We start from the raw sequence: 4,752 nt of genomic DNA, 5'->3' as shown, positions 1-4,752 counted from the left end.
TCCCGCCGGCGGTGACAAACCGTATTGCCACGGTCCGTATTGCCACGGTTCGTATCGCCGCGGTTCGTATTGTCACGGTCTCGTCAACGGAACCGGCGATCCGCCGGTCAGTGTACCTGCTCACCGCCCGCAGGATACCTATCGCTCGCAGGATATCGTCGACGACCTGTTCGACCGGCGTAACAGCACGAAGGCGAAGACGGTGGGATGAAGATCCAGGATCTGGACCATAAAGATCTGACCGAAGTACCTGGAACACCCGGCCCGAATCCTGAACGGTCACTCGAGACCCGGGAGGATCCCGCCCGAGCGCCGCGAACACCGCAGAACGAAGCGGTCCGTCCCGGCAGGGTGACCGGCCCGTGGGGAGCCCGCGCCGCTGTCGTGTGCGCCGCGTGCGCGGTGTGGTGCGCAACGGTATGGATGTCAGCCCACATACACCCCGATCCAGCTCTGCACACTGTCGCCCTGTTCGTCCATCTGTCGTCTCTCGTCCTCGGATTCGGCGCCGTGCTCGTCGCCGACTACCTGATAGCTGTCTGGCTGGTCGGGCGTTCCACGTTCGCCGAGGCCGTCGCCGGAATCGATCGGCTGCACCTGCTGATCTGGACGGGACTCATCGGCCTGATGGGCAGCGGCACACTGTTGGAGCCGGATCTGGCCACCGTGACGGCCCGCGTGAAGCTCGGGCTCGTGTTGGTTCTCACCCTCAACGGGCTGCAGGCGATGCTTCTCAGCAAGCGCATGAAAGCGGCGGCGGGCGTTTTGAACATGCGCCTGCTCGCCTGGGGCGCCATAACGACCATCGTCTCTCAGGGATGCTGGTGGGGCGCGATGTGGATAGGATTCATCACCGCGTCCGCCAGATCCTAGAGATCTCCCGGCTCCTGGAACGTACAGCAGTGACGGTCACGCGGTTCGCTGGACGCATTACCTGCCGGCGGGGCAGTATGGCCACGTGCTGAGACCATCTCGTTACGCCGAGCGCGTCAACGACGACCGTGCCGCCATTCATGCCGTCCTCGACGAGGCGCTCGTCTGCCACGTCGGCCTCGTCGTCGCCGGCCGACCGCACGTGATACCCACTCTGCACGTGCGGGTGCGAGATTCCCTGTACATCCACGGATCCACCGCGGCGCGGCTGCTCGTGTCGGCGCGACCGGCACCGCTGCCGCTGTGCGTGACCGTCTCCCTGCTCGACGGTCTCGTGCTCGCGCGGTCGGCTTTCCACCATTCGCTGAACTACCGTTCTGTCGTGATCCACGGCGACGCCCGTCTCGTCGACACCGTGGAGGAAAAGACACAGGTGCTGGCCGCGCTGGTGGACCGCGTCGGGGTCGGGCGTTCCCAGCAGTGCAGGCCACCCACCAGCAGGGAGCTGGCCGCGACAGCCGTGCTCGCCCTGAGCCTGGACGACGAGAGCACCGACGTCGCGCTGAAACGCCGCACCGGCCCTCCGTCCGACGACGAGGCCGACCTCACCCTGGACTACTGGACCGGAGTCGTTCCCGTCCGTCTCACAGCCGGCACGCCCCAACCGGCCTGCGACATCCCGCTCCCCGGCGGCCTGGCCCCCTCCCTGACCTGACCAGAAAGGCGGCGGGCGCGGACGGAGCGCTGACGTACTTTCTGCCCTCTTTTCGTCCCACCGCTGCCACGCCGCGGCCCCGTTCGCGGGAATGGCTGTCGGGGGAGGAGCGCGGGGCCGGGGCTGTCGGATAGTTGTTGCCGGACAGTTACCGAAGGGTGTCCGAAAGTCAGGGTGGCCGGCCGGTAGTATGGTGGGCCGGGATCATGGTTATCGCCGGGTAGCTGACGTTCTCGGTGGTATCTGTCAGATACTCGTAGTCCTTGGGCGGCTGCCGGTACTTTCCCGGCCGGGCGGATGGTTACCGCGATCTGGCCGGCCACCGCGAAGGCAACGGTCCAGCTTCCCGAGCCTCCCCTCTTTCACTGCCGCGCTCATTGCTACCACTGGCTGACCGTCCGTCACGAACGCAACGGTCGCAACTCCCCTGGTTTTCTCTTTTCGTTGCCGTGCTCACTTTCTGAAGGCAGTTCCTCGCGTGAGACGCGCGCTTAAGGCATACTTAATTCAACTTTCGTACCATTTCTCCCATGGGACTTCTCTCAGACAAAGTGATCATCGTTACGGGCGCCAGCCGGGGGATCGGTGCCGCGGCGGCCCGGCTGTTCGCTGAGGAGGGCGCCCGGGTCGTCCTGGGCGCACGCGGCAGCGATGAGCTTGAGAAACTGGCTGGCCAGCTGACCGCTGACGGCTTCGACGCAGTCGCCGTGACCGCCGACGCCAGCACGACGGCCGGGGTGGAGTCACTCGTCCAGACGGCGCTGGAACGGTATGGAAGGCTGAACGGGGCGTATCTCAACGCGGCCGTCGGAGACGAACTCGGTAGGAGACTGGCCGATATCACCGAGGAGACCTGGGACTCCATACAGGCCCTGACGCTTCGTGGCATCTGGCTGAACCTCCGTGCCCAGATACCCGAGCTGATAAAGGCTGGTGGCGGTTCGATCGTGATCGCTGGCAGCGTGTCCGGACTGGTCGCCGGAATCGGAGACGCGGCCTATCAGGCGGCGAAGATCGGTGTCACCGGGCTCGCGCGGGCGGCGGCCCAGGAATATGCGGCACAGGGAATTCGGGTGAACGTCGTCGCTCCCGGCGCCATTCTGACCGACGGCGTGGCAGCCACGTTCGAGCAGTATCCGCAGGTGCGTGAACGCTTTGAGACCCACACCCCGCTCGGCCGCGCCGGCACGCCGCGCGAGGTCGCCGAAACGGTTGCCTGGTTGCTCAGCGACCGGTCCTCCTACATCACCGGAGTCACGCTCCCCGTCGACGGCGGCCTGCTGGCGACGAGGTTCTGACGGCAGATTCTGGATCGGGGCTGGACGGGCAGGTCCGTACTGTCGGTTGTTTCCGGGGCAGAGGGGCTGGCCTGACGGCGACCAGGCGTAGAAAGTAGAAAGTCGTGAACGCTCGGGACGTCACGAAACTCGCCGCCGGCGGCTCCTCGGCATGGCGGGCGATACAGATCGCCTCCCGCCTCGGGAACGGATCGACTCCGTCCCAGCCTCGCTGCACGCGTCGGCCAGGTATCACTGATCGTTTGCAGTGATCAGTGATACCTGGCCGACGAGAGCCTGCTGGCCGCTGTCCGCGGCGGCGACAAGCGGACAGCGGCCAGAGCGGTCTCGTGGCCACCCAGCGCAGGGAAACGGATCATCGCCGCGGACTGTACGAGGTCGGTCAGCGTAGTCGGCGCAGTATCGGATCAGGGGTCCGTGGCACCCGCGCTACCCGGATCTTCACGTCGACCGCGACCGCCCCGTGCTCATGGACGATGAGCGGATTGACGTCCATTTCGGTGATTTCGGGCAGGTCGTCGGCAAGCTGGGCGACGCGCAGCAGGACGTCCTCGAGCGCGGCAACGTCCGCCGGTGGACTTCCCCGGTACCCGAACAGCAGCGCCGAACCGCGGAGGGAACGGATCAGTTCCGCCGCGTCCCGGTCGGTGAGCGGTAGCAGCCGGTAGGACCGGTCGGCGAGCAGGTCGGTGAGGACGCCGCCGAGCCCGAATCCGATGAGCGGGCCGAAGGCGGGATCCTGCACGATCCCGACCAGGGTTTCGACGCCGGGGGCGATCATGGGCTGTACGGTTGCTCCTCCCATCGCCTCGCCCAGCGCGGCCCACATGGACCGGTAGGCCTGCGCGGCGTCGGCCGGCGTGGCCAGATCCAACCGGACGCCGCCCCGGTCGCTCTTGTGCACCAGATCGGGGTTGGCGGCCTTGAGGGCGACCGGTCCACCGATGCGCCCGGCGATGTCGGCGGCCATCTGGGCCGAGACCGCGTGTTCGGGCCGGGCGACCGGAATGCCACCGGCGGCCAGGAGGTCCGCCGCCACCGTCGGCCGCAACCAGCACCCTTCGGACCGGTCGGCCAGTGCCGCCTCGATGATGTCGCGGGCACCCGCGGGGGTGACGTCGTCGAAGGCGGGCACGGAGCCCCGGGGACGCCGTAGCCACTGTGCGTGCTCGGCTGCGAGCGACAGTGCGCGGCCGGCGTCCTCGGGGACGGCGAACGCGGGGACGGCGCCCGGCGCGGGTTCGCCCGGTTGTGCGGGCGCGGTGAGGGTCCGCACCCGGGGGGCCTGCCCGAGCACGACCGCGGCCAGCGGGGTCGTGCTCACCGCCGTGACCGCCGCGGCCGCGACGGTGAGGTCGTCGCGGCCGGTCAGCGGCGTCGGTGCGATCACGGCCAGCACGGCGTCGATGCCGCCGTCGGCGGACACGGTCCGCAGCGCCTGCTCGAAGGCGTCGCCGGATACCGACGCGATGGTGTCCACCGGATTGGCGACGGCGGCGCCGGGCGGCAGCAGGCCCGTGAGGGCGCGGCGGGTCGGTTCGGCCAGCTCGGGCAGTTCGAGGCCGGCGGCCGCGGCGGCGTCGGCGGCGAGGATGAGCGGGCCGCCCGCGTTCCCGACGATCGCGAGCCGCCGGCCCGCGGGCAGGCGTTGGTGGGCGAGCAGGGTCACTACGTCGAACAGCTCCCCGAGACCGTCGCCGGCGATGATCCCGGCCTGCCGGAAAAGGGCGCTGACCCGCACGGCAGGGCTGGCCGCGGCTGCCGTGTGGGAGGCGGCGGCGCGTGCCCCAGCCGCTGACGCGCCCCCTTTCACCGCGACGATCGAGGCTGTCCGCTACCCGTGCCGCGGGTAGGGAGGATACATGC

Annotated in this window: 5 protein-coding genes; 4 read left to right on the top strand and 1 reads right to left on the bottom strand. The window is 68.7% G+C overall.

What is annotated here, in order from left to right; genetic code table 11:
* From FrCorBMG51_RS31695 to FrCorBMG51_RS18570, 4 genes are all read left to right on the top strand, one after another.
* On the top strand, nt 1-211 hold a 211-nt coding region (locus FrCorBMG51_RS31695; protein WP_235433712.1), incomplete at its 5' end, for a hypothetical protein.
* 299 nt (nt 212-510) lie between these two features.
* A complete protein-coding gene (locus FrCorBMG51_RS18580; RefSeq protein WP_200902501.1) occupies nt 511-873 on the top strand; it encodes a hypothetical protein in 363 nt (120 codons plus the stop codon).
* 85 nt (nt 874-958) lie between these two features.
* On the top strand, nt 959-1,588 hold the full coding sequence (locus tag FrCorBMG51_RS18575; protein WP_083731239.1) for a pyridoxamine 5'-phosphate oxidase family protein: 630 nt from the start codon (nt 959-961) through the stop codon (nt 1,586-1,588).
* Nucleotides 1,589-2,118: 530 nt separating this feature from the next.
* A complete protein-coding gene (locus tag FrCorBMG51_RS18570; RefSeq protein WP_047224331.1) occupies nt 2,119-2,886 on the top strand; it encodes an SDR family NAD(P)-dependent oxidoreductase in 768 nt (255 codons plus the stop codon).
* A gap of 382 nt (nt 2,887-3,268) precedes the next feature.
* On the opposite strand, the gene FrCorBMG51_RS18565 is transcribed toward FrCorBMG51_RS18570, so the two are convergent.
* Nucleotides 3,269-4,708 (bottom strand): acetate--CoA ligase family protein, encoded by a 1,440-nt coding sequence (locus FrCorBMG51_RS18565; protein WP_371391028.1) that lies wholly within the window; start codon nt 4,706-4,708, stop codon nt 3,269-3,271.
* Nucleotides 4,709-4,752: the final 44 nt, after the last annotated feature.

Origin of the sequence: Protofrankia coriariae (assembly GCF_001017755.1) — a bacterium.
Taxonomy (GTDB): domain Bacteria; phylum Actinomycetota; class Actinomycetes; order Frankiales; family Frankiaceae; genus Protofrankia; species Protofrankia coriariae.
This window is presented reverse-complemented; position numbering and strand designations above follow the sequence as displayed.

Excerpts from the sequence above, each read along its gene's own strand:
- FrCorBMG51_RS18570 (WP_047224331.1), top strand. The coding sequence starts at position 2,119 with ATGGGACTTCTCTCAGACAAAGTGATCATCGTTACGGGCGCCAGCCGG.